General features: G+C 30.0%; 22 protein-coding genes and 1 other RNA gene. 6 read left to right on the top strand and 17 right to left on the bottom strand.

Going from position 1 to position 25809, the window contains the following annotated elements; genetic code table 11:
• Window positions 1–55 precede the first annotated feature (55 nt).
• From N2251_RS00690 to ssrA, 6 genes are all read right to left on the bottom strand, one after another.
• Window positions 56–310 carry a hypothetical protein gene (locus N2251_RS00690; RefSeq protein ID WP_260584759.1) on the bottom strand — a complete coding sequence of 85 codons (255 nt, stop codon included), beginning with the start codon at window positions 308–310 and terminating at the stop codon, window positions 56–58.
• Window positions 311–314: 4 nt separating this feature from the next.
• Window positions 315–1283, bottom strand: coding sequence for a deoxyhypusine synthase family protein (locus N2251_RS00685; protein WP_260584758.1), 969 nt, complete (start codon window positions 1281–1283; stop codon window positions 315–317).
• A gap of 1 nt (window position 1284) precedes the next feature.
• Window positions 1285–2061 carry an RMD1 family protein gene (locus N2251_RS00680; RefSeq protein WP_260584757.1) on the bottom strand — a complete coding sequence of 259 codons (777 nt, stop codon included), beginning with the start codon at window positions 2059–2061 and terminating at the stop codon, window positions 1285–1287.
• Window positions 2062–3006 carry an agmatinase gene (gene speB, locus N2251_RS00675; protein ID WP_260584756.1) on the bottom strand — a complete coding sequence of 315 codons (945 nt, stop codon included), beginning with the start codon at window positions 3004–3006 and terminating at the stop codon, window positions 2062–2064. It lies immediately after the preceding gene.
• A gap of 12 nt (window positions 3007–3018) precedes the next feature.
• Entirely contained in the window at window positions 3019–4410 is a 1392-nt protein-coding gene (locus tag N2251_RS00670; protein ID WP_260584755.1) for an arginine decarboxylase, read from the bottom strand.
• A gap of 477 nt (window positions 4411–4887) precedes the next feature.
• Window positions 4888–5282: a transfer-messenger RNA gene (gene ssrA / locus N2251_RS00665) on the bottom strand.
• Between the two features lie 207 nt (window positions 5283–5489).
• Between ssrA and N2251_RS00660 the strand changes: the two genes are divergently transcribed.
• Together N2251_RS00660 and N2251_RS00655 are read left to right on the top strand one after the other, a co-directional pair.
• Window positions 5490–6698 carry an NAD(P)-dependent oxidoreductase gene (locus tag N2251_RS00660; protein ID WP_260584754.1) on the top strand — a complete coding sequence of 403 codons (1209 nt, stop codon included), beginning with the start codon at window positions 5490–5492 and terminating at the stop codon, window positions 6696–6698.
• Between the two features lie 43 nt (window positions 6699–6741).
• Window positions 6742–6963, top strand: a complete 222-nt coding sequence (locus N2251_RS00655) for a DUF3820 family protein (protein ID WP_260584753.1) — start codon at window positions 6742–6744, stop codon at window positions 6961–6963.
• Here N2251_RS00655 and N2251_RS00650 read toward each other — a convergent pair.
• The 4 genes from N2251_RS00650 to N2251_RS00635 form a co-directional block, all read right to left on the bottom strand.
• Window positions 6952–7332, bottom strand: coding sequence for a ribosomal maturation YjgA family protein (locus N2251_RS00650; RefSeq protein WP_260584752.1), 381 nt, complete (start codon window positions 7330–7332; stop codon window positions 6952–6954). The two genes, N2251_RS00655 and N2251_RS00650, sit on opposite strands and share 12 nt — an antisense overlap.
• Window positions 7333–7400: 68 nt before the next feature.
• Window positions 7401–8783: a cell envelope integrity protein CreD gene (creD, locus tag N2251_RS00645; protein WP_260584751.1), complete on the bottom strand. Its 1383-nt coding sequence runs from the start codon at window positions 8781–8783 to the stop codon at window positions 7401–7403.
• Window positions 8784–8843: 60 nt separating this feature from the next.
• On the bottom strand, window positions 8844–9140 hold the full coding sequence (locus tag N2251_RS00640; protein WP_260584750.1) for a winged helix-turn-helix domain-containing protein: 297 nt from the start codon (window positions 9138–9140) through the stop codon (window positions 8844–8846).
• A gap of 2 nt (window positions 9141–9142) precedes the next feature.
• Window positions 9143–9751, bottom strand: a complete 609-nt coding sequence (locus tag N2251_RS00635) for a hypothetical protein (RefSeq protein ID WP_260584748.1) — start codon at window positions 9749–9751, stop codon at window positions 9143–9145.
• A gap of 78 nt (window positions 9752–9829) precedes the next feature.
• Between N2251_RS00635 and N2251_RS00630 the strand changes: the two genes are divergently transcribed.
• Window positions 9830–10180, top strand: a complete 351-nt coding sequence (locus N2251_RS00630; RefSeq protein WP_260584747.1) for a DUF1801 domain-containing protein — start codon at window positions 9830–9832, stop codon at window positions 10178–10180.
• A 2-nt stretch (window positions 10181–10182) separates the two neighbouring features.
• Here N2251_RS00630 and N2251_RS00625 read toward each other — a convergent pair whose 3' ends face one another.
• A complete protein-coding gene (locus N2251_RS00625) occupies window positions 10183–11136 on the bottom strand; it encodes a transglutaminase domain-containing protein (protein WP_260584746.1) in 954 nt (317 codons plus the stop codon).
• 124 nt (window positions 11137–11260) lie between these two features.
• Here N2251_RS00625 and N2251_RS00620 point away from each other — a divergent pair, with 124 nt between their 5' ends.
• Both N2251_RS00620 and N2251_RS00615 read left to right on the top strand, forming a co-directional pair.
• Entirely contained in the window at window positions 11261–12253 is a 993-nt protein-coding gene (locus N2251_RS00620; RefSeq protein WP_260584745.1) for a M20/M25/M40 family metallo-hydrolase, read from the top strand.
• Between the two features lie 103 nt (window positions 12254–12356).
• Window positions 12357–12872 carry a DUF4136 domain-containing protein gene (locus N2251_RS00615; RefSeq protein WP_260584744.1) on the top strand — a complete coding sequence of 172 codons (516 nt, stop codon included), beginning with the start codon at window positions 12357–12359 and terminating at the stop codon, window positions 12870–12872.
• Window positions 12873–12934: 62 nt separating this feature from the next.
• Here N2251_RS00615 and N2251_RS00610 read toward each other — a convergent pair whose 3' ends face one another.
• Entirely contained in the window at window positions 12935–13390 is a 456-nt protein-coding gene (locus N2251_RS00610; protein ID WP_260584743.1) for a hypothetical protein, read from the bottom strand.
• Window positions 13391–13436: 46 nt separating this feature from the next.
• Window positions 13437–19577: an alpha-2-macroglobulin family protein gene (locus N2251_RS00605; RefSeq protein ID WP_260584742.1), complete on the bottom strand. Its 6141-nt coding sequence runs from the start codon at window positions 19575–19577 to the stop codon at window positions 13437–13439.
• Between the two features lie 176 nt (window positions 19578–19753).
• Between N2251_RS00605 and N2251_RS00600 the strand changes: the two genes are divergently transcribed.
• Window positions 19754–21109 (top strand): UDP-N-acetylmuramate--L-alanine ligase, encoded by a 1356-nt coding sequence (locus N2251_RS00600; protein WP_260584741.1) that lies wholly within the window; start codon window positions 19754–19756, stop codon window positions 21107–21109.
• Here the strand turns inward: N2251_RS00600 and N2251_RS00595 are convergent.
• The 4 genes from N2251_RS00595 to N2251_RS00580 all read right to left on the bottom strand — a co-directional run.
• Window positions 21090–22139, bottom strand: coding sequence for a nucleotidyltransferase domain-containing protein (locus tag N2251_RS00595; RefSeq protein ID WP_260584740.1), 1050 nt, complete (start codon window positions 22137–22139; stop codon window positions 21090–21092). The two genes, N2251_RS00600 and N2251_RS00595, sit on opposite strands and share 20 nt — an antisense overlap.
• Window positions 22126–23232 carry a hypothetical protein gene (locus N2251_RS00590; protein WP_260584739.1) on the bottom strand — a complete coding sequence of 369 codons (1107 nt, stop codon included), beginning with the start codon at window positions 23230–23232 and terminating at the stop codon, window positions 22126–22128. Before N2251_RS00590 ends, N2251_RS00595 begins: the two co-directional genes overlap by 14 nt.
• Window positions 23233–23333: 101 nt before the next feature.
• Window positions 23334–23510 (bottom strand): hypothetical protein, encoded by a 177-nt coding sequence (locus N2251_RS00585; RefSeq protein WP_260584738.1) that lies wholly within the window; start codon window positions 23508–23510, stop codon window positions 23334–23336.
• 11 nt (window positions 23511–23521) lie between these two features.
• On the bottom strand, window positions 23522–25809 hold a 2288-nt coding region (locus N2251_RS00580; RefSeq protein WP_260584737.1), incomplete at its 5' end, for a DUF8693 domain-containing protein.

Here is a 25809-nt window from a genome sequence, read left to right as displayed (position 1 = left end):
AATTCGGTTGCTTTTTTAGTATTGTAAAAAAGATATTTAATAAGTATTAATCAAATTATTCATCGAAATTAATTTCATCAAAAGAGTCATCATTATCAGCATAATCTTCCATTGTTTGCTCTAGCTTAGAGCTTATTTTTACCAAATATAAAGTATCATCTGTTTTAACCTCTACAGCTTTAACGGTTTCGTTTTTAGCATTTTTAAACGAAATTATATCACTGTGATCGTATCCGTTAGGATATTCTTTAATTAACAAATCTAAAATAGTAGCTGTTAGCTTTTCGTAATTTACAATAACTCTTTTCATTCTTTTACATTTTTAATAGATAGGCGAAAATTAACGGAGCAACAATAGTCGCATCACTTTCTATAATGAATTTAGGCGTATCAATATCTAATTTACCCCAAGTAATTTTTTCGTTTGGTACTGCACCTGAATATGAACCGTAACTTGTTGTAGAATCTGAAATCTGACAGAAATAACTCCAAAATGGCGTTTCTGGTTTTTCCATATCTTGATAAAGCATTGGCACCACACAAATAGGGAAATCTCCTGCAATACCACCACCTATTTGGAAAAATCCAATTCCGTTTTCAGAATTATCAGTATACCAGTCTGCTAAAAAGGTCATGTATTCTATACCCGATTTTACTGTACTTGCTTTTAACTCTCCTTTTAAAACATAAGAAGCAAAAATGTTCCCCATGGTAGAATCTTCCCAACCAGGACAAATAATTGGTAAGTTTTTTTCTGCTGCAGCATACATCCAAGAATCTTTAATGTCTATTTCGTAATATTCTTCTAAAACGCCAGATAATAATAATTTGTACATATATTCATGTGGTAAATAACGTTCGCCTTTTGCTTCTGCATCTTTCCATATTTTTACAATATGCTCTTGAATTCTTCTAAAAGCTTCCTCTTCAGGAATGCATGTATCCGTAACACGGTTTAACCCTTTCTCTAATAAATTCCACTCGTCTTGTGGCGTTAAATCGCGGTAGTTAGGTATGCGCTTGTAATGAGAATGTGCTACTAAATTCATCACATCTTCTTCTAAGTTCGCGCCGGTACATGAAATAATATGTACTTTATCTTGACGAATCATTTCAGCAAAAATTTTGCCTAATTCAGCTGTACTCATTGCACCCGCTAAAGAAACTAACATTTTAGAGCCTTTTTCTAATTGTGTTTCGTACCCTTTGGCAGCATCTACTAAAGATGCTGCGTTAAAGTGTAAAAAGTATTTTTCTATAAAGTTTGATATTGGTTTTTCCATTTTATATAAGTTTTTCAACAATAACCTGTACAACTTCAAAGAGGATTAATATGATAATAATCCACTCTAGCATGCTGCTATATTTGTGTTGCATTATGTCGTTAAATAAATCTAAATTTTCTTTTATTACGTTTAAACTGTTTTCTATTCCTTGATGACGTTTTTCTACATCTAGCTCATCTTTTAACTTGTAATCTAACATTGATAACTCTTTGCTATTCCACGCTAAGTTTGGGGAATCGAATACAAATAGATTCTCGGCAATATTGTTTTTTAAATTCAGTGTTTTACCGATAAACTTTCTCATATTTACTTTTGTTAGTTTAAAACTCCCTGTTTTTTCTAGTTGCTTAGCGTACACTAATGTATTGTCATGTAAATCGGATGTTTTATTTACATAATTCATCAATGCTACAGATTGTGCTAGATTAAGCATAATAATATGTGCAATGTCATCATTGAGTTCTTTAATTTGAATGCATCCAAAATCAACCTCTATCTCATCTTTAAAAACAATTTCATAGTTCTCAAATGGTAACTCATTAAGCTCTTTTTTTTCATTTAATAAAAAATTGATGCTCTCTTTTATAAGTTCATGTTTACAATTAATAAACACTACACTACCGTAATCTTTTATATATATATATGATTGGTTATTTACTTTATATAATAAAAAAGAATGCTCACGTTTTGCAAGTGTGTAGATGTTAAATTTCTCGCGAATAGTACTTAGTATAATTCGTTTTTCTAGATGATATGCTTTTGCTTGGAGGTTCATTTAATAATTGTTTTCAAATTCATCTTCATCCTTAAATTTAGTAACAGCAGCGCGATTATTTTTTTTAGTATTAATATCTTCTTCTTCGTCTGTATCGTTAGAAAATTTATAGCTTAACATTTTATAGTAAAGTTTAGCTGCTAAAAAGTCTGATGATTTTTCAGTCGGATTAGGGCATAACTCAACAATATCAAAACCAACAACGTTTTTGGTAGTAAAAACTTTCTTTAAAAACTCTAATGTTTCATAGTAAAATAAACCACCAGGCTCTGGTGTTCCGGTTGATGGTAATAAAGAAGGATCGAAAGCGTCTAAATCGAATGTGATAAAAACGTTGTCAGTTAATTGATCAACAACATCGTCCATCCAATATTCATTTACAGCCATATCGTGTGCAAAAAATACTTTATCCTCATTCATTTCCTTTCGCTCAGAAACATCCATGCTTCTAATACCAACCTGAACCAAGTTCGTATTCTGGTTTGCTTCATAAACAGCACAAGCGTGGTTGCAAGAAGAGCCTTCGTATTCTTTTCTTAAATCGGCATGCGCATCAATATGTAAAACAGTTAAGTTGTTAAAGCATTCATCAAAAGCTCTTATAGTTCCGATAGATATAGAATGTTCGCCACCAAAAAGGGTTACAAATTTTTTCTTATTGATAAACTTTTTAGTTGCTGCATGAACTGCTTCTACCATTGCCTCTGACGATGAGTTTTCTGTTACAGCATCCGCTAAATAAATACCTTGTTTATAAACTTCAGTATTTGTTTCGATATCATACAGCTCCATATTTTCTGAAGCCTCTAAAAATGCATCAGGACCTTTATCAGCTCCTTTTTGCCAAGTACTAGTTCCGTCATACGGAACCGGAATTAATACGATTTGTGCATTTTCTAGTTTTGCGTATTGATCTGGAATTCCTGCGTAATTTTTATTTTTCATTATACTATATTGTTAGTAACCAAGAATTGATAAGAATTCTTCGCTTTTTTGTTGGTCTTTAAATAATTTGGTAACAATGTTTCCTTCTTCGTCTTTTGATATCAGAATATGTTTTGGTGCTGGTATTAAGCAGTGTTGTAAGCCGCCAAAACCACCTATTGTTTCTTGGTAAGCTCCGGTATTAAAGAAACCAACATACAGCGGATTCTCTTTTTCATATATCGGTAAATAAATACCATTAACATGTTGCTCTGAGTTGTAATAATCATCACTATCACAAGTTAAGCCACCTAATAAAACACGTTCATATTTATGGTTCCATTTATTAACAGGAAGCATAATAAAGCGTTTATTAATAGCCCAAGAATCTGGTAATGTTGTAATGAAAGAAGAGTTAATCATGTTCCATTTTTCACGATCGTTTTGCTTTTTTTGATACAACACTTTGTACACAGCACCGCCAGCTTCACCAACAGTAAAACTACCAAACTCAGTAAAAATATTAGGAACATCTACTTCAGCTTCATCACAAGCAGCTTTAATTTGATTGATAATTTCATCAACCATATATTCATAGTCATAATCAAATGCTAATGAGTTTTTAATAGGGAAACCACCACCAATATTTAAGCTGTTTAAAGTAGGGCATACCTTTTTTAATTTAATATATACCGTTAAACATTTTAATAACTCGTTCCAATAATAAGCATTGTCTCTTATACCTGTATTGATAAAAAAGTGAAGCATTTTTAGCTCTACTTGTGGGTTTTTAGCAATTTCACGCTCGTAAAAAGAAACAATATTTTTGTAACCTATACCTAAACGGCTGGTGTAAAACTCGAATTTTGGTTCTTCTTCAGAAGCAATTCTAATACCTACTTTAAACTTGCTTTTAGTTTCGTTTAATAAAAGGTCTAGTTCTTCATAGTTATCTATAATCGGAATGCAGTTTTTATGTCCGCCATCAATTAAACTTACAATGTTCTCAATATATTTATCGCGTTTAAAACCATTACAAAGTACATAAGCATCGTTACTTAATTTACCAGATTTTTTAAGTGCTTTTACAATATCAATATCAAAAGCAGACGATGTTTCAATATGAATATCGTTCTTTAATGCCTCATCTAATACATATTTAAAGTGTGAGCTTTTAGTGCAGTAACTATAGTTGTAAGTACCGTTATATTGGTGTTTTTTAATAGCCTTTGCAAACCAATTTTTGGCATTGTTAATGTTTTCTGATATTTTAGGTAAATAGGTAAATTTTAAGGGCGCACCGTATTGTTTAACTAGTTCCATCATGTTTATATCATGAAAAAATAAATTGTTTTTTTCTGTACGAAATTCCGCTTGCGGAAAATCGAAAGTTTGTGCTATTAAGTCTTTATATTTAGTATTCATTTTGTTTTTAATGTATCTCTGTAAATAGTGTGTACAGAGAAATTGTTTAAAAAATAGATACAACGAAAAAGTATATCTTTTTTAAAATAATGCGTAACAAATTATAAGCTATATTTTATAGCTGATTTGTTAAAAACTAAAACGTATATGAATATAATCAGACCCTTAAAGCTAAACAGTCGCCACACTGATTGTAAAAATTCAGTGGTAAAGAGTAGTTATTTGAAGAGGAAGAAACCTTAATTTTTTCGTTGTGTTTCCAAAACACCAAACAGCTTTTTATCTTCCCATAAAAGTTGTTTGCGAAATAAGTAGAACGATACATTAAACCTATCTAATAAGATGTGGTAAATGTAAACTATTTTTTAAAACAACAAACTTTTTGTTAATTTTTTTAAAGAAAATAAATGAGAGGTAGTATTTGTAGTTTATATTAAAAATAAAAACCCTCATAAACACTAAGTTTATAAGGGTTTAAAGTGGAGACGCCGGGAATCGAACCCGGGTCCAAACAAGCAGTTCAAATGCTTTCTACATACTTATTTCTTTCTTAATTTTCGACTTATAACTGATTAAGAACAATCTGTTAAAAGCTTATCTTCTTTAGTTTCAAAAACCTGTCGAAGCAGCAAGTTTTCTATATTTACTTTTACGATATCCAAAAGTGAAGCGCCGTAAATCAAGGCTATCCGTGGACATAAAGCTTGCACACCTTGTGTGCCTAGGCCAATCCTACTATGATTCGGATTAAGCAGCTAAAGCGTAGTTATTCTCGCCGTTTAAAAAGGTTGAAAAAAGTTTAACGAGTAATCTCTTCACTCCTCGGTATGCTTACATTATCACTGGCCTCGCTGTCAAAACCAGTCGTCCCCATTATGTCAAATAATCAGTCAAAAACTATGCCGATTATTAGGGCGTTCGGGCGGGCTTTCGCTACTCACTTTTTGTTCGTACCTCACAAAAGAGTTCAAACAAACCGCTCAATCCCTAACGCGGGCGACAAAGATAATAAAAACAGTGTTGTACAAACCTATAAAAAACAGTAAATTCGCAGGGCTTCAAAAAAATAAAATATAAGTATGAAATTTGCAATCATAAAAGAACGTAAAAATCCACCAGATAGGAGAGTAGTATTTTCACCAGAAAAATTACAAGAATTTAAGCAACAATTTCCGCAAGCCGAAATAGTTGTAGAAAGTTCAGATATCAGAATTTTTACAGATCAAGAATATCAGAAAGCAGGATTTGAAGTAGTAACCGACGTTTCAGATTGTGATGTTTTATTAGGTGTAAAAGAAGTTCCTTTAGAAAATTTGATTCCAAATAAAAAATACTTTTACTTTAGTCATACCATTAAAAAACAACCTTACAATCGTAAGTTGTTAAAAGCAATGTTAGCTAAAAACATTGAAATGTATGACCACGAAACCATTGTAAAAGAAAACGGAGCAAGATTAATCGGTTTTGGTCGTTATGCTGGTTTAGTTGGCGCTTATAACGGATTTAGAGCCATCGGATTAAAAGAAGAAATTTTTAACTTACCAAAAGTAGAAACTTTAGCAGATTTAGATGCTGTAAAAGCAGAGTTAGATAAAATTAAACTTGCGAATTTAAAAATATTGTTAACCGGAACAGGAAAAGTTGCTTACGGGGCTAAAGAAATTTTAGACCATTTAGGAATCAAACAAGTTTCTGATGCCTTGTATTTAACATCAACATTTACCGAGCCTGTATATTGTATCGCAGATGTTATGGAATATGCAAAACGTAAAGATGGTAAAGTAGGTGATAAATATGCTTTTTATAAAGATCCTACAGATTATGAAAGTAATTTTATGCCATACGCAAAAGTTACAGATTACTTTATAGCAGGTCATTTTTATGGAAATAAAGCGCCTTATTTATTTACCAGAGAAGATGCAAAGTCAGCAGAATTTAACATAAAATACGTGGCTGATGTTTCTTGTGATGTTGATGGACCTGTGGCATCAACAATAAAAGCATCAACAATTGCCGATCCTATTTATGGTTATGATCCGCAAACAGAAAAAGAAGTCGATTTTAAAAATGAAGATGTAATAACTGTAATGGCAGTTGATAATTTACCTTGTGAATTACCTAAAGATGCTAGTGAAGGTTTTGGCGAAATGTTTTTAAAACACGTAATTCCTGCTTTTTTTAACAATGATGAAAGTGAAGTGTTATCGAGAGCTAAAATGACTACAGACAACGGAAAGTTAACCGAACGCTATTCATACCTACAAGACTACGTAGACGGTAAAGAATAAAAATAAAATCCCGCTAAAGCGGGATTTTTTATAAAATAATTTTATGACCCCAGATAAACAATTTTTAATTGATACCGCTAAAATGCGAATGCCATTTGGTAAATACAAAGGAGTTTATTTAGTTGATATTCCTGAGTATTATTTAGTGTGGTACAAAAACAAAGGTTTTCCAGCAGGAAAACTAGGTAAAATGATGGGGTTGGTTTACGAGTTGCAATTGAATGGTTTAGAAGATGTACTTCGAAAAATTAAATCAAATTTTTAATTTTTCTTTTCTATTCATTACTTTTTCTTCAATAATTAATACCGTTATAACTCCTAATGCATAAGCTATTAAATCACCATAGCTAAAGGTGTTTCCTATAATAATACTTGCTACTTTGTTGTGTTCTAAACCTAGTGTTTTTACTAAATTATAGTTTTGTAATATTTCAATCGTAAAAGAGAAAATTAAAATTGATAAAGCTAATTTTTTAGGTGAAATATCAAAAAATGATTTCACAAAAAAATAGAGCAAAATTACGACTAGAAAATCGCCAACTGTATGGCGAATAAAACCCGATGTTTGTGCAATAATAACTTCTGTTAAAAATAATAATATAAAGGTTTTAAAACTTTTAAAATTGAATTTCATAGGTATAGTTTTAAAGAGTAAAACCTCTTTTTTATTGAAGTTTTACTCTTGAATTATAAAAAAGATAGTTATCCGTTTTGCCAATCAATTTTTCTAGAAGCATACATTACTGATGCTAAAATTGCAAATAAACCAACGCTTCCTACTAATAAAGCATAATTTTCTAATTGAATTATTATAAAAATAAAAGCATATAATGCGGTTAAAGAGAGTGCTATAAAAAACGGAAATTTTAATCCTTTTAAAATAGATTTTGAATAAAGTGATATCAAACCAATAACGGCAATGCCTGCAATTATATAAGCCTTTAAAAAACTACTATGTTCAGATATTGAAATAAGCAACGCGTAAAACATTGTTAAGGCAACCCCAATCATTAAATATTGAAAAGGATGAATAGAAATTTTACTCATTGTTTGAATCAAAAAGAAAACCAAAAATGTTAACCCAATAACTAAAAAACCATATTTTGTAGAGCGTTCACTTTTTTGGTATTCATCAACAGGAATCATAAAGTTTACACCAAAAGCATATTTTTTTAAGTTAGGTATTCCGTTAAAAGATTGTTGCGGAAAAGGCCTGTTAATATCTAATATTTTCCATTTTGCATCAAATCCTTCTTCAGAAACTTTATCAGAATTATAAGGTAAGTATTCGCCTAAGAAATTTGCAGTTTTCCAATTAGAATTTATCGCCACATTAGTTTCTTTTCCGATAGGAATAAATCTAATTTGTTTGCTACCATTTATTGTTACATTTAAGCTAAAATCAACATCATTTTTAAATGGAATGTCTTCTTTTTTTATGAATTTACTTTCAAGTTTATGCAAATCAATAGTGTTATTATAGTTTCTGTCAGAATTTTTGTTTTTATATTTTGAAGTAAAAGGATACGTGTTTTTATGTAGTTTAATAGCTACTAAACTATTAACTCCTTTTAAGTTTGATGTTTCTATAATCAGTCGTGCCTTATCCCATAAAATAGCATCTTCTTTTATATCCATTTCGCTAAAATCGGGCTGTGTAAAGCTTCCTGTAATATTGATGTTGCTTTTGTAAACAGCCGTTTTATAAATACCTCGTTTCTTTTCTTCGGGATTTATGGTTGAATTGATGTCTAGTGTTTTAGGAAAAAAATATCCGTATTTTATCTCTTCAACCATTTCGGTTTGTACTTCTTTTGTTTTCTGATTTACAATCGATTTTTTATGATATGTTTTGTAAGGAATCTTTAAAATAGGACCATATAAAAGCACTTCTTTACCCCACTTTTTATTTATTTCCTGAACAACTTCTTGTTGCCGATTCATGCGTTCGTAAATTAAACCCTCAATGAATGATAACGGAATTAATAGAATCAATATTAAAAAACCAACCATAAGCATTCTGGCAGTGATTGACGTTTTAACCCATTTTCCGAATTTTCCGTTTTGTTTGTTTGATGTTTCCATAACTTTTGTTTTTGTTGTTTAAAAGAACTTTGAATTTCAAAGTAGGGGTGTAAAAAAATATTATTTATTTTTAATGAGCTTTTCTAAAGCTTCAATGTGTTTCTTAAATTCTTGTTTACCAGTATCAGTTGCATAATATCGCGTATTTGGTTTTCGTCCAATAAATTGTTTTTCTATTCTAATAAATTCAACTTTTTCTAAAGCTTTGGTGTGGCTAGCTAAATTACCATCTGTAGCACCCAATAATTCTTTTAAAGTGGTAAATTCAGCATATTCATTTACCATAAGAATAGACATGATTCCGAGTCGTATTCTATGGTCAAAAGCTTTGTTAATATGTAAAATAATGTTTTTCAAAATTATTTTTTATCGTATTTAAAATACATTAAAGTTCCATAAATTATGTGTACAACACCAAAACCTAATACCCAAAACCAAAAGCCATAACCAATAAAGTATGATGAAAGTAAACCTAAAACTATTTCTGTATAACCTAAATATTTAATATCACCGTAGGTATGTTTAGAAGCGTTTATTAAAGCTAATCCATAAAAAAGTAACATTAATCCACCAGTTTGTCCATAACGACCTTGACTTAAAATAATGATTATATAAATTCCACCAGCAATTAAAGGCGCAACAAAGCTTACTAATAAACGTTTTGTTGTTGTATCCCAGATTTTTACTTTATTTTTTTTTGCTTTTTTAGTGGTTAAAAAAACAGCAGTTCCAACACTTGCAACTAATACGATGAGTAAATCTAATAAAGCAACCCTAAAAACCCAGCCGTCTAATAATAATTTACCATACGAATGATTGTTTACCAACCAATACGCAAAAGCTGATCCAATAAGTGCGTATATACCAGCCATAATACCAGAAAGACCACTTAAAGAAATAAACCGAGATGATTTATTCATTAAGTTTTTAATTTCTGATATGTCTTTTAAATAATCTTGTGAATTCATTTTTAAAGAACTTTGAAATACAAAGTAAAAGTTTTTATATTTCACTGGCAAGTAAAATATTTAATTTATTTTTATAGGATGAAACCAGCTGAACAATATATATTAAAACAAGAAGAACCATTTCGGTCTATTTTATTACATCTTCAGGTTTTAATTGAGGTGAATTTCTCTGAAACAGAGTTGTTATATAAATGGAAACTTCCTTTTTATTATCTAAAAAACAAACCACTTTGTTATTTTAACGCAACTAAAAAAGGATATGTTGATGTAGGTTTTTATTCTAAAACAGTACTCAAAAAACACAATGAGTTTTTGGTCTCAGAAAAAAGAAAAGCAGTAAAGTCTCTTCGGTATTATCATTTAGAAGAGATTAATGAAGAAATATTAGTTTCAGTTTTAATGGAGGCATATAAAATACGAGGACAATAATATTATTGTATTAAAAACTCCAATACTACTTCTTTGTCAATAATTAAATACACTACCTTACTGTTCTTAGGAGGAATTATATTAATGGTTATAGTGTTTTTGTTAAAAGTTGTTTTTGGTTTTTTAGCGTATTTATAGCCTGTAAATCCACAATAAATAGACAGACTAGCGTTTACATTTTTAAGTGTAAAAGAAATCGTACCATCAGTTTTTCTGTGTACTATTCCAGATGTAGGTTTTAGTAGTTTGTATTCTTTTTTAAGAAATAAAGAAGTGTATATAGGTTGTTTAAAAAAGGTTGCTAAAGGCATTCGTTTTACACGTATTTGCCATGTTACATCTTCAGGAAAGTGCGTAAAAAAATATTTTTCTTTAGGAATGTTAAAAAAATAGTCATTAAAAGAACGCTCCCATTTTCCGTTGGTAACAGCTCCTGCTGCCCAAGTAGCATCAATATATAGCCACTTATTATTTATTTTTACAGCATTCCAAGCATGGTTTGTTCGGTTTTTTATTTTGCCAATATCATTATAAGAGTTTCGAACATAGCCTTTTATAACTTCGTTTTCAATATTTAAAAGTGAACATATTTTACTAAAAGTTTGTGCATACCCCTCGCAAACCCCTTTTCTTTTTAACAGTGTTTCTTTAACAATATTATCCTTTATTGCTTTAATTTTAATTTGTTTGTCAGCTTCATCTTTATAGCGAAAACGAATCCTTTTTTGCTTCGGATTGTAAAAATCTTCTAAATCATAACGAATATTAAAGGAAAGCCAAGTAAATATAGCCCTAACTTTTTCTTCATCAGAATTAAAATCGATAGCAATTTTTGACGCTAACTTATCGACAGTAATTAATTTAGGATATGTTTTTATCTTATTATCAATATCCAAATAATTTTGAGCCGATATTGAAGTGATTGTAAATAGTAATAGAAAAAATAGTTGTTTCATATAGTAGTTATAACAATTATGTCTTTCAAAAATTGTGCCTTTAAAGTAATTATTTCATTAGTAATGAACAAAAAATAAATTGGTTATATTTAGCATTTCAAATTAAAAAAATAAATAGAATTAGATGAAAAAAGTAATATATGTATCGGCTTTTATAACAATGGCTATGTTATCTTGTAAAAGCGTACAAAACGAGAATAAAAAGGTTGCTGCTACCGAAGTTTCAACAAAAAATAAAAGTAACGTAATTAATATTGATTCCACTCTTGTTAGAAAGCACTTATATACGTTAGCTTCTGATGATATGGGAGGCAGAAAGCCAGGAACAGCAGGAATTGAGAAAGCAGCGCAGTATATTGAAAATGAATTCGAAAAAATTGGATTAAAAAAATACAATTCATTACCAACTTTTCGTCAGAACTTTGAGTACAAAGGAATTAAAATGTTCAATGTAATTGGGGTTTTAGAAGGGAAGAGTAAAAAGGATGAATATGTAGTAGTTTCTGCACATTACGATCATTTAGGAACAAAAAAAACAGGAGAAGGAGATTTAATTTTTAACGGAGCAAATGATGATGCATCGGGAGTAACGGGAGTTTTAGCATTGGCAAAGTATTTTAAAAATAAAGGACAAAACGAAAGAACAATTGTTTTTGTTGCTTTTACAGCTGAAGAAATGGGCTTAATAGGTTCTACACATTTTGGAAAAGGCATTGATGCAACTAAATTTGTAGCCGGAATTAATTTAGAAATGATTGGTAAGACACCTAGTTTTGGTCCAAATACTGCTTGGTTAACTGGTTTTGAGCGTTCTGATTTTGGAAAAATTATTCAAAAAAACTTAGTAGGTACCGGGTATCAGTTATTTCCTGATCCATATAAGAAATTCAATTTATTTTTTAGATCAGACAATGCTTCTTTGGCGCGTTTAGGTGTTCCTTCACACACATTTTCTACTACGCCAATTGATGTAGATAAAGATTATCATAAAGTTTCGGATGAAGCTGAAACTTTAAATATGACTATAATTACACAAACAATACAGGCGGTTGCTAAAGGAACCGAAAGTATTATTAATGGTAAGGATACGCCAACAAGAGTGGTTCTTGATAAATAATTCAAAAAAACAACTAACTAACTTCATAAGACCTCGATTATTCGAGGTTTTTTGTATTTTTATAAGATATGATTATTGAGGTAACATTTTAAATTTTTTATTTATGAAACAATTAAAATATCTTTTTGTATTATTTATTATAGGCTGTTCTTCTACTAAAGTAGTGTATGATTATGATAGTAAAACTGCTTTTGAAGTTTACAAAACATTCAATTTTTTTGAAGACGCAGGTAAAGGTTTAAATGAATTAGATGTAAAGAGAATTACAAATGAATTAACAAAAGGGTTAGAGCAAAAGGGAATGGTCTTATCAGAAAATCCAGATATGTATATCAATATTTTATCAAAAGAAAGTAAATCTATTAATAGAAATACGATTGGTTTAGGTATAGGTGGTGGTCGAAATGTTGGCTTTGGAATTTCTGGCGGAATACCTATCGGACGGAAAAAATTAAATCAAGAATTAACTATTGATTTTGTAGCAAGTAAAAATGATGAATTGTTATGGCAGGGAATTGCTAACGGAGTGATAAACGAAAAAACAAAACCAGCAGAACGGTTAGTGCATTATAAAGAGATAATTGAAAAAATATTAGAGAATTACCCTCCTAAAAAATAAATAAAGCATAAAAAAAACCTCCATTATTTGGAGGTTTCCTGTATTGTTAAATCCTAAATGTTTTAGAATTGGTAACGAAGTCCTAATCCGAAATCAGATTGAAATCCATCATAAAAACCACTAAAACCAATTTCAGGTCTGTAATCTAAAGAAATTACTAAAGGAATGTCGAAGTTATATTCAATACCAACTACACCTGCACCAAAAATAGCACTATTACCACTAGCAGAAACAAGTCCTCCACCGGCACCGGCATACCAATTAAATTGATTTTCTAATTCCCATACCCATTGGTACAATCCTGTAGCTTTGAAAGAACTAAATCCAGAATCATTTCTAATACCTAAGTCGATTTCTAGTCTGTTATTATCACCTAAAGCTCTTTGGTAAGAAACTTCACCACCAAAGCCGTTATTTCCACCAAAACGGATACCAATAGCATTTTCTGCAATATCTTGTGCATTAGCTGTTAAAACTGATATGGTTAAAAAACCAATAAATAAAAATAGTTTTCTCATAATTTTAATTATTTAAATAGTATTACTTTTAAATTTGATGGCTAAATTACTTAATTATTAATCTATTTCCTTTCGAATGACTGTTAAATTCTGGAGCGTACATACTTTGTATTGTTGTAATTCCGTTACTAAAACTTCCTGAGTTATTTACGCGCACATCGTATTCAAAAACATAGACTCCTTTAGATAAACGATCAAAAAAGAAATTTGTTGCAGCATCCTTTGTTGCTTGATAATAACCTAAACCATCTTGCCATTTGTATTGCGAAAGTACATTTATTGGTTCTACACCAGATGCTCTCATGTCTTTCATATGAATAAATTCCATATCTCTGTCAGATCGAAGTTCAATTCTTACGGTAATTAAATCACCAACTTTTAAATCCGTTGTATCAGTAATTTCAATAAGTTCTTTACCTGTATCAGTATTAATCTTTTTAAATAGTTTTTTCTTTAATTTTAACGGAGTTTCAGCTGATGTAATTTTATCTAAATCTTCAAAATATTGCCAATACAATCCTCCCCAAGCAATACCGTTTCCTTTTTTAGAAATCGTTACTTCTGCCATAGTTGGTTTTATATCATTTTCATTCCATGAAGTTTTAAAATAACCTGTTCCAGCTTCAATTTTTACGTTTTCTAGCTTAGTGGGTTCAATTTTTTGATTTCCAATTTTTATGTCAACCATATCAGTAATTGAAAGCCAATCATTTCCATTTAACAATAAAGCATATACCGCTTCTGTAGTTGCTTTGGTTGTTTGCCAACTATTGGTTTGTTTGTTTTTAAGTAACCAAATTTTTAAGTTGTCAATAGTTTTGGTATCATTTTCAATCTCAGAAAAAGCTTCTATTAATAAAGCTTGCGTTTCAATAGGAGCTTCGTGATTATAATATCCTGCAACGTTCGTTTTCCAGTACATTCCTAATTCGTCAGAAGTAATACTATTTTCTTTTAAAGATTGGATAATTTTAGATGAAACAGTTTTATTCCCTTCTCTAAATTGAATTAAAGCTATTTGCCCTTTAGCGTATAAGTTATAAGTATTCCAATAAGCAGCAGTTTGGTTTTTATAATATTTAATTGCTCCTTTAGTCGTGTTTGAAAATGTAATTTCAGGATAAAAACTACGCATGTATAAATACTGAATCGTAAAATAACTTAAATGATTTTTCTTTAGATATTCATCAGATTTAACAACACCTTTTGTGGCTTTTATTTTTGCAGCTTGTTTTAATAAATCACTGTATTGTGCTACAATTTCTTCATCTAAAAATCGAATTGCTTTTTGAAGCATTTCATTTGTTGAAGCATCAAAATTTTTAATACCTAATTTTTTTAAATGACCAAATCCACTAACAATGTGTTGCGTTATATATGTATTAGCATAATCACTTCCTTTAAACCAAGGAAAACCACCAGTATTCAATTGCATGTTTTTTAGTTTATGGATGCTTTTTTGCTGCTCACTTTTCATTTTATTCAAATCGAATAATAATGCAATACGCTTTTTTTGTTCACTTTCAGATTGCGCATCACGTAACCAAGGAGTTTCTTGAATAATCAGCGATTTTAATTCCTGGTTTTTTTCTAAGTTACTTACTAAAGCATCCGAAGATTTCCATTGTTTAAAAACTTCTTTAATTCTTGGGTTTGAATTAGCAATATGACTCGCCAATGTATTGGCATAATAATGTGCAAAAGTTTGTTCGCTACATTCATACGGATACTCCATTAAATACGGCAATGCTTGTACAGCATACCAAGCCGGATTAGATGTAACTTCTAGCGTTAATTTGTGATGTTTTAAACTTGTTGAGGTATTGTTTTTTAGTTTATTTAACGTAAATGTTTTTGTTTGATTAGAACGCACCCACATTGGTAAAGTTTCTGTAACCAACATTCGGTTAGATAAAACTGGTAAAACGTTTTGTTCTCCATCAGAAAAATCGCCAGCTTTGGCTACAATTTTATATTGAATGGCTTGTACAGTATCTGGAATGGCTAAATTCCAAGAAACATTCGTATTTCCGTTTTTATCAACTACAAAAGATTGATTTTTTGTAGATTTTTCTAACAGATGAATTTCTTTACCTGTAACAGCATCCGTTAAAATTAATTGAGATATACCTTGTAAATTTTTATCTGACAGATTCGAAATTTTGGCACTCAATGTTATTTTATCGCCTTCTCTTAAAAATCGTGGAGCATTTGGTGTAATCATTAACTCTTTTTGAGTTACCGTTGTTAACGTTTTTACAGCAGATTGTGCTTTTTTAGTGTGTGCTAATAATTGTAATTTCCATTTTGTTAACGCTTCGGGAGTTGTAAAACTAAAGGTAATATCTCCGTTTTTATCGGTAGTTAAATACGGATAAAAGAAAGCCGTTTCTTGTAAGTTTTTACGAATTTTAATCCCTTTTAAGGCTGTTTTTTCTTGGTTTTTTTGATTTTCATTACCTAAACCTGTTACTACAACTTCCTCTAATGAATCACTTTCGCTAAATGCCAAGACAGTTTCTTCAACTTCCATTTCATCTTCAACGATTTCAATTCTTTCAGGAGCAGGTGGAGCATTCGTTTTAGCTCTTCTACTCATCATCATTGTTCTTGTATAATTATTACCAAAACTAAACCCAAACCAATTTAATTGATCATATTGTTGATGTTGATAACGGTTATTCGAATAACTTCGGTTATAAATTCTAAAATTCTCATTTCCAAAACTATGCTGTGCATTTGCGGTATTTCCATACGAATAATAACTAGAAGTTGTTATTGGGTTGAATTGCCAATTATGAGGTTTAAAATCATCTAAAGAAGCATCGTACATACTTGCTAAAACTTCGGCAGTTACTTTATTTTTTTGATCATTTTTAATGGTGAAACTCCATTTTTCAGCAGTACCTGGTTTTAGTTTATCTCTAAAAGTAGTAGTTTCAATAGTAATAAACTCTTCTTTTTTAGGAACCGAAATAGTAATAACTCCGTTGCCAAAAGAATTATAGTTTACAAAGTAGTATTTAATTGCAAAACCTCCAATATCTTCTTTGTTTACAGGGATTTCAATAGATTTTTTGTTATTATTTAAATGGACTAATTGCGTATCTACAATTTTGTGATTTTTTTCAACCTGAATAACTACCGTAATATCTTTGGATGCAGATGCGAGCTCTAAACAAACCATATCGTTCACCGAATAATTAGTTTTATCAGTGCTAATAAAAAATAAATTATTATCAGCAATCTTTTTTTCAGTAGTACTGGTAACGGTAAAATGAGCTTTGTCGGTTACTTGTTGTTTAAATTTATCATGTGTTGTTAAAACGGCAATATATTTACCTGAAGTCCACTTTTTAATGTTTTTAAAAATAAGTTCTTTTGATTTTTTAGTATCAAATTCTTTCTCAAAAACCAATATCCCTTTCTTCCAAGAAACCGCATTTTGTTCTTGTTTAGTATACGCATCATGCGGAAACAATTTTCTAAACTCATGTTCTGAAATATCTTGATAATCGGGAGTATTCCAAGGTCTTTTTCGTAATGGGTTTTCAGGGGCTTGCAACTTGTAAACTTTTACAGTTCCGTTAGCAGCTACAAACTCGTTGTTTAAGTTTTTGGTGTTAATTTTTATTTGATGTTGCTTCTCTTCTTTATTAATAATCGGGTTTATTAGTAAAGAAGCCGTTAATGCATGATAACCTACTTTTACGATGGTGGTAGCACTTCGTGTTTCGCCATTAATATCGGTAACATCCGCTGTGATTTCATACTTAAAAATTGGTAAACTTTCTTTACTTACACTCTCGTCAGTAAGTGCTTTAAATTTGATAGCAAAATTACCTGTTGTATCGGTGATACTTTCTCCGTGTGTAATTTCTTGTGCTTCAGACGATGAATTTGGTCTGCGCCAATACCACCAATTAGGATATTGTACTTTTCTATGCACTCGATATACCACTTTAGCATCGGTAATATTTGCTCCAGAAAAAGCTTTTGCAAATCCGTTTACAGTAATACTATCATTCAGTTTAAAAGTTTCGGTAACTGGTTTAAAATCGGTTTCAAATTTCGGACGCTTGTATTCTTCTACCGAAATAGTAGTAATGTAATCATCTCTTTCAAAATCGAAATCAACACTATTGTAAAAAGTACTTTCTTCTTTTTTACTTTCATCAATATTAAAAGAATATTCGCCAGTTAAACCATTATTAGGTAATACAATTTCGCCAGATGCAGATCCGAATTCATTTAATTTTAAATCTAACTTTTTAACTTCTTGTCCGTTTGTATCATTTAAAGTAATTTCAACATATTTATTAGTGAAAGGAGTAGATTTATCGTCCTTTTTTTGAATGAAAATAGTTTTAAAATAAACAGTTTGTCCAGGTCGATAAATACTTCTATCAGTAAAAATAAACGGTTTTATTTTGATGCTTTCATTTTGCGTATTTACAGTTGGTTTTTGATGCTTGTATAAATAATAATTGTCAAAAATAGCACTGTCATTATCTGTACTAACAGTAATAGATACGTTGTAATATGTATGATTACTTTTATAAAAAGCAAATCCGTTTTTATCAGTAATTAATTTCTGATTGATGTTTTTTCTGTTTCGATACTCTTTGTTTTTTAATAATAATTGAGCGTTTTTAATAGGTTTTCCAGAGTTTCTATCAACTACTTGGTAGGTTTTTATATTGTTATCTGTGCTTTCAATTAATGCTAAATTACTTACCTGAATATTGGCAGTAGCAAACAAGTCAGTCGTATTTAAATTTTCGTTTTCGTGGGCAACAATTAAATAATTTCCTTGTGTAAGTTTAGGAACGATAACCTCGGTTGTGTGAGATAAATAATCAGATTCATTTCTTAATTTAGTATTCCACGACGCAGCTGTGGTTAGCTTTTTTATAAAATTGATGCGTTCTTCTTCCTTATAAATGTTATTTAATTTTTCAACTTGACTTCTACTGATTCTGTAACTTGTAAAATATAAATGATCAATATTATTGTACGTAATTAATAAACGAGAAGCAGTATTTATTGGGCTAAATTTTTCTGATAAAATTGAAAGCGCTTTTGTTTTTATTTGCTGTTTTAAAGCTTCACTTTTTTTTGCGCCAACACTTTTAGGAAATTGAGTAATTACACGATTGCAAATGGCAAGCGCTTCTTTATTTTTAAAACGAAATGCTTCATTTTTTGTGGCTTTATAATTGCTTGCTTGTTGTTTGTAAATTTCAGCAATTTTATAACTATACAATTCAGCTATTTCTTGTTTTTTATAGTTGTTTTCAGCTGATTTTAATGTTTGTAAAAATAGTTCTTGCTTATCATTAAAAGCAGCATGTTGATTCACAAAATTTAATCGTTCTAAATCTACCGTAGCCAAAGCTTTTAAATTGTTGTTTTTTAGATGAAAATTTATGAGTTCTTGATAAATTTTCAAAGCATTTAGTTGAAGCGAAACAGTATCTTTTGAAGTTAAGTTGATAGTAGAAAAACGAGCGGCATCACTTATCAATTTAGGATTGTCAATTTTAAATTGATAGGCAGGTTTTGTAATGTTTGTTTCAGATGTTTTATAAAATTTTAGCGCATTGTGTGCTAAGAAATCGAATAATGTAGGTCGATATTCTTTAGAGCCTTTAGCGATATGTAAAATTTCACTAAATTCAGAAATATCAGTTTGTTGTAATAGCAATCCGTTTGCTAATGATTTCTGATAATAGCTGTGAATTTCTGCGAATAAAGTATCTAAATCCCAAGTTCTAAAATCGTTTTCATCAATTTTTTCGGATGTTTTGGTGCGTTGGTAAAAGTTCCACCTATTTTGATTAAAATATTGCCAATACAAATTGGCTAAAACATTTTCTAAAACGTTTTTTGTAGGGAAACTACTTTTATCAATCTGTTCTTTAAACTGATTGATGATTTTTAGTTGTGCATCTTCTTCTAAAGTTAACGAAAACTTACTTTTATAAAACAATGCTTTAATAATTTGTGGAGAATTCTTAGCAACTTCCGCTTTAGCGTAAATAATATTTACAACTTTTAATGCAGATTTTGGAAGATTGTCTTTTTCAAATTTCTGAACTTCATCCCAAAGATTGTTATAATTTTCTTGGGCATGGATAATAGATGAAAATAAAATTAGTAGCAAAAAAGGAGTGATTTTTTTCATAGCAGTATTCGTTTTATATCTTCAAAGGACTTAAATAATTATAAATAAGACAACCAAAAATTTGTAAAATTAGTATTTGAATGCGTGAATATAACTTTTCAATGAGTTTCGATTTAAAGATACTTAAATTATAACTTGGTTTTGTATTTTTGCTTTATACTAGAGATACCTAAAACATGAAAATTCATTTTATAGCCATCGGTGGTAGTGCAATGCACAATTTAGCAATTGCTTTACACCAAAAAGGATACCAAATTACAGGAAGTGATGATACAATTCACGACCCTTCAAAATCTCGTTTATCAAAACATGGATTGTTGCCTGAGGAATTTGGTTGGTTTCCAGAAAAAATCAATACTGATTTAGATGCGATTGTTTTAGGAATGCATGCAAAAAAAGACAATGCTGAATTGTTAAAAGCACAGGAGTTAGGAGTGAAAATTTATTCATATCCAGAGTTTTTATACGAGCAATCTAAAGACAAAACACGTGTTGTTATTGGTGGTTCTCACGGTAAAACTACTATTACCTCTATGATTTTACACGTGTTAAATTATCATGAAAGAGAGGTTGATTATATGGTAGGAGCACAGTTAGATGGTTTTGATACGATGGTGCATTTAACTGAAAAAAATGAATTTATTGTTTTAGAAGGTGATGAGTATTTAAGTTCTCCAATAGACATGCGTCCGAAATTTCATTTATACAAGCCAAATATTGCGTTGTTAAGCGGAATAGCATGGGATCATATTAACGTGTTTCCTACGTTTGATAATTATGTAGAACAGTTTCAAATATTTAACGATTCGCTTACTAATGGCGGAATTATGGTGTATAATGAAGAGGATACAGTCTTAAAAGATGTTGTTGAAAATTCAAATCATCCCATAAAAAAATATCCATACAAAACACCAAATTATTTTATAGATAACGGAATTACCTATATAGATACTCCTGATGGAGATTTACCATTAGAGATTTTTGGTGATCATAATCTTCAGAATTTAGCAGGAGCAAAGTGGATTTGCCAACACATGGGAATTGATGAAGATGAATTTTACGAAGCAATCGCTAGTTTTAAAGGAGCTAGTAAGCGATTAGAAAAAATTGCAGAAAATAAAACATCGGTAGTTTTTAAAGATTTTGCACACAGTCCGAGTAAAGTAGCGGCAACAACTTCAGCTGTAAAAAAACAATATTCAGAAAGAACCGTTTTAGCCTGTTTAGAGTTACATACCTATTCTAGTTTGAACGCTGAGTTTTTAGCAGAATATAAGGGTGCTTTAGATGAGGCGGACAAAGCAGTAGTTTTTTATTCACCACACGCAGTAAAAATTAAACAATTAGAAGAGGTTACAGCGCAGCAAATAGCCAATGCTTTTAAACGTGATGATTTAATTATCTATACGAACCAAGCTGAGTTTAAAGAGTTTTTATTCAATCAGAATTTAGAAAATACAGTTTTGTTATTAATGAGTTCTGGTAACTATGGAGGACTGGATTTTAAAGAAGTTAAAAATTTAATTTTTTAAATAAAATATTTCTATATTCTTTTTTGTATAACGATTTTAAAATCACTGAAAAACGATGGTAATATAAAAAGAACAGCTCCCAAGATTTAATATAAAAGGTATATAATTTAGGGGTTTTAATTAATGTTAATTGTTTGTTTATATATAAATCAGTTTGTTTTGTCTTTTTAAAAAATAAAGAATCTTTTGTGTTAAAAAAATAACTTGTGCTAGCTATGAAATTAAATAGATAATTAGATTTTGAGTAGTTTAAGTTTGTTGTTGCTATTTTAGTATTGATATGTTTAGATAGTAAGTATAAGTCGTAAGAATTTCTAAAAGTAATACTTTTTGTCCATTGACCTTTATCATTAATTTGTTTGTTAAGGCATGTTAATAATATTTGATTAATGTTTGAGAGGATAAAAACGTTGTTTTTTGATTTTTTTAAAGTGTTTTTTACATAATTATAGTTAAAAAACATTTCTTTAGTGACCATTTTATAATGTACTTCAATTGCGGCTATTTTATTTTGCTTAGTAAGTCTAGGATAATGCCTGTTAAGTATTGTGTTGTCAATGTTTTTTTTTAAGTAACCATTTTTTTTTAGAACATTAATGCATGAATAAAATTTAGTTTTTTCAACTAAAAAATCAATATCGCCCACCATACGTTCAGCTACATCGTCATACAAACCATCTAATAAATTGCCAGTTCCTTTTAAAAAAATAGGAGTTATCTTATTAGAAAGTAATAATTCGTTTATTTCCTTGGCTTCTTTAATAATTTGTTCATTTCTTTCACGATTTAAATCCGTAATATGTTTCATATACGTAACTAAATCTTCTGGTAAATAATGCAATAAATTTACTCGTTTCAAATTGCAATATAGTGCAGGAAAAACATAGTGAGCTGTACTTAATTTAACTACATTTTCCCAGTTTACATTATTTAACTTTAGCTGTTCTTCTATTAACTTACGGTTGTGTTTTTCATGAGTTATTGTTAAACATTTTCCTACAAAAAATAAGGTATCTTTATAATTCATCATTAAAAATTTTTGAAACAGTTGTTATCATTTTCGAATTATTAGAATACGTAAGTTGATAACAAGGTAGGTTTGAAAACCAGTTTAAGAAAATTTCAACATTTTCTTGTATTGGTGATAACCAAGAGTCAGGTACTAACTGCTCAAAGGCACTAATATTAGATATTTTATCAATAATTAAGTCACTACCTTTTTGGTATTTAATAAAAACGAGTGCTTTACAGTTTTCCTTTTGTTTATAGTTTGTGTTGTTTGTAGGTAAATATCTAACAACTTTATTTAATCTTTTAAAGTGGTATTCAGCAGAATTTTGTAGTTCAGGATAAATAGGAAGTAAAGTAGTTAAGCTATTTTTTTTAATTGAAATAGCAGAAGGAAAACTATAAACTTCTTGTTTTTTAGCATCAACAGGAACAAAATCATCTGCTAAACAAGTAAACCCATTTGCTTGTAATAAAGCTAAAGAAGTACTTTTTCCATTACCAGAATCTCCTAAAAAAAGCATAGAATTTTTACTATTACTAATAGCTGAAGCATGAAAAACACCTAACCATTGATTTTCTGGTTTGTGATGGATTAGTTCTGTGATTTTCATTGAGAATTTTCCTTGAAAATAATGGACATTATTTAAAGTCCATGTTCCGATAACGTTGTTGTTTATAGCAAAGCAAATGTGCTTTTTATCACTATACACTTCAAAATGATGTGTTATTTTTTTATTTATACTACCTTCTAAGTATGCAAATTTTGGGTGTACTAAAGAGTATTCATATTCAGATAAGTAATGTACTTTGAAAGTAATATCATTTACTTGATAAAACTTTTCGTATTCGAATTTTTTTGGTTTTAAAATAGGGGGTAAATCACGTTTAGTTGAGTTTTGCGAATTTAGTAAACTGTTTATGTCTGCGATTAAGTTTTCTATTTCTTGGAGAGGTATATTTATTTTATTGTTAATTTTAGTTATAATGGTTTGTTTATCAATGTTTTTATGTAGTAGAGAAAGTGTTTCAGCAACTAAAGGTTCAACAACAATATATTCGTTTGAATCTTTAAACCAAATAATATTTTTGTTTTCTATTTTTTTAATAATCATATTAGTAAATATCTAAAAAAGAAAGAATTTTTTATACTAGCATTTAATTTAGTTAAATAATAAACCCTCGAAAATTTCGAGGGTTTATTTATTAGAAATAATTAAAAATTTCCGCCAGGAGTTCCTGGGCCTGGACTTTGCGCTTGTGCTTTTTGAGGGTTTAAAATCATATAAGTTCCAATGGCTGTTAAAGCAGCATACTTACTATAACCTCCTATTTTTTTTAACGCCTCTTTTCTTGATATATTTTCGGTGTTGTTTTTTGTTTGTTTTTTCATGATGTCAAGTGTTATTCTAAAATAATTTTTTTATTAACTTTTCCTAAGCTAGAACTTAGTTCTACAACATATACTCCTGAAGCTATTTTAGGTAATTCAATAACATGAGTACCTGTTGTTTTGAATTCAGATGTCATTATATTTTTTCCTAGAATTGAATATATGTTAACTGAATATTTATCAGTTTGTAAACCTGATATTGTTATACTATTATTAATTGATTTATAAATATTAACATTTTGAATGTCTTCTTTAATATCAGTGTTATTTGGTTTTTTTGCACTTGTGTGAATGTAAAATTGCCCTGAATTATTTGTGTTTGACTTTAAAGAAACAGTATAGTTTTTATTAGATAAATTTGTAAACACATTATTTTCTCTATCTTCTAAATACAACTGAATACCAGAAGGTATATTTTTACTATTTATAGAGAATGTGATTTGTTCACCTGCTTTACCAATTATACCTACTGGAATTATCATTTTTTGATAATCTGAGTTAGGTAATGTTTGAATTGCTAATTTTTTTCCTTCATTATTTTCTAATAATTCAGTAAATACAGCAAAATCATGCGTTACACCACTAAACATTTTTGAATCATATCCCTTATCAAAACCGGCAGTTTTGTTAGCTACATAAAATACTTTAGTTGACTTTTTACTTCCATCATTTTCTAAAAATAATTCAAAAGATGGGTTAGGAGCTTGTCTCAAAAAAGTATCTGAACTTTGATGACTTTGATTAGCGGTAGAAAAAATAACATTAGTATTAGTGTTAGCTTCAATAAAAAAGCCTTGTGCAGGAGCAATATTAATAGGAGAGGCATTATTATGTGTTTGGTATTGAGATCCGTCCCATAACCAAAAAGTACCATTTTCAATAACAGAATTATCTCCGGCTAAAACTGCTGAGTTTATATAAGATGTAAATGGGTTTCCTATTAGATTGAAATTATCTCTACTTCCCATAGAAACAGGGATGGCTACATTTGTGACATTGATATTTCCAGTAATAGAAACATCGCCAGGAGCGTCTAGTTTCATTGATGCTCCTGTTCCTGATATTACAGGTCCAGTGCTACTTATGTTTAAATAATTCCAAGTATTGGTAGCGTGATCATTATTATAAGCACCAATACCAATATTAGCACCACTACCTGTTGCAAAAGTATGATTTGCAATTATATCTTGTGTAGTTTCATTATTAACAGGAGGAGCTACTAAATACCAATTTGTAGTTGGTAAATTTCTGTTATATGTTACAGGAGCATTTACCGTTGCGTTGGCAATTAAAGATGCTCCAGATACAATATTTATTGAGTTTACAGTAACGGCAGAAGATACAGTAGGGTAATTAGTTACCCCAGAAGGAATAATTACATTAGCTGAATTAGTAGGAATAGTGTTCGTGTTCCAATTCCCTGCTGTTGTCCAGTTGTTATTTATAGTACCTGTCCAGGTAATTGTAGGGTTACCTACTAAAACACCTGTAGTACTATCGACACTATTTAAGGTTAAATTAGCATCATTTCCAGAGGTATCTTTTAATGTTCCCATATTATTTGCTAAAGAGCCTATGGTGATACCATCAGTGTCTAAATCACTAATTATAACAGTGTATCTAAATAATAAAGAGCTAGTTCCTGATCCGCTAATATATGCAGCTTGACGCAAGGTGCTACCAATATTAATAGCTATTTCTGGAGTTCCACTTACAGTGTTTACTATTATGTTTTCATTAAAATTAACAGTGAAATCTAAGTTTTGTCCCACAGTATAAGTTGCATTTACAGGTACGTTAACATTAACGACAGTTGGGCTATTCGCATCAATAGCATCTGCGTTTTGACTAATAGCTGTAGTGAAAACATCAGAGTTATTACCAGCAACGTCTGTTAAAGTAATGCTTACTGGAATATCGTCTCCAGCAGCTCTATCAGTATTTCCTTCTACTATTGTATAAGTAGTGGTATAATTACCACCTCCATTATCAGTAAGGCCAGATACAGTTACTCCGTTAATAAATCCAGCATTTAATAAAAGTCCAGTTTCACTAGCAGTAATAGTTACTGTAATTGCATCACCAACTTTAGTAGAAGTATTAGGAATAGATACAGAAGTTATTGTTGGGCTATTCGCATCAATAGCATCTGCGTTTTGACTAATAGCTGTAGTGAAARCATCAGAGTTATTACCAGCAGCGTCTGTTAAAGTAAAGCTAACTGGAATATCGTCTCCAGCAGCTCTATCAGTATTTCCTTCTACTATTGTATAAGTAGTGGTATAATTACCACCTCCAT

Source organism: Tenacibaculum haliotis, from assembly GCF_025215075.1.
In the GTDB taxonomy this organism is placed as follows: Bacteria; Bacteroidota; Bacteroidia; order Flavobacteriales; family Flavobacteriaceae; genus Polaribacter; species Polaribacter haliotis_B.
The sequence above is the reverse complement of the archived record's forward strand: the minus strand, read 5'-3'. Positions and strand labels throughout refer to the sequence as shown.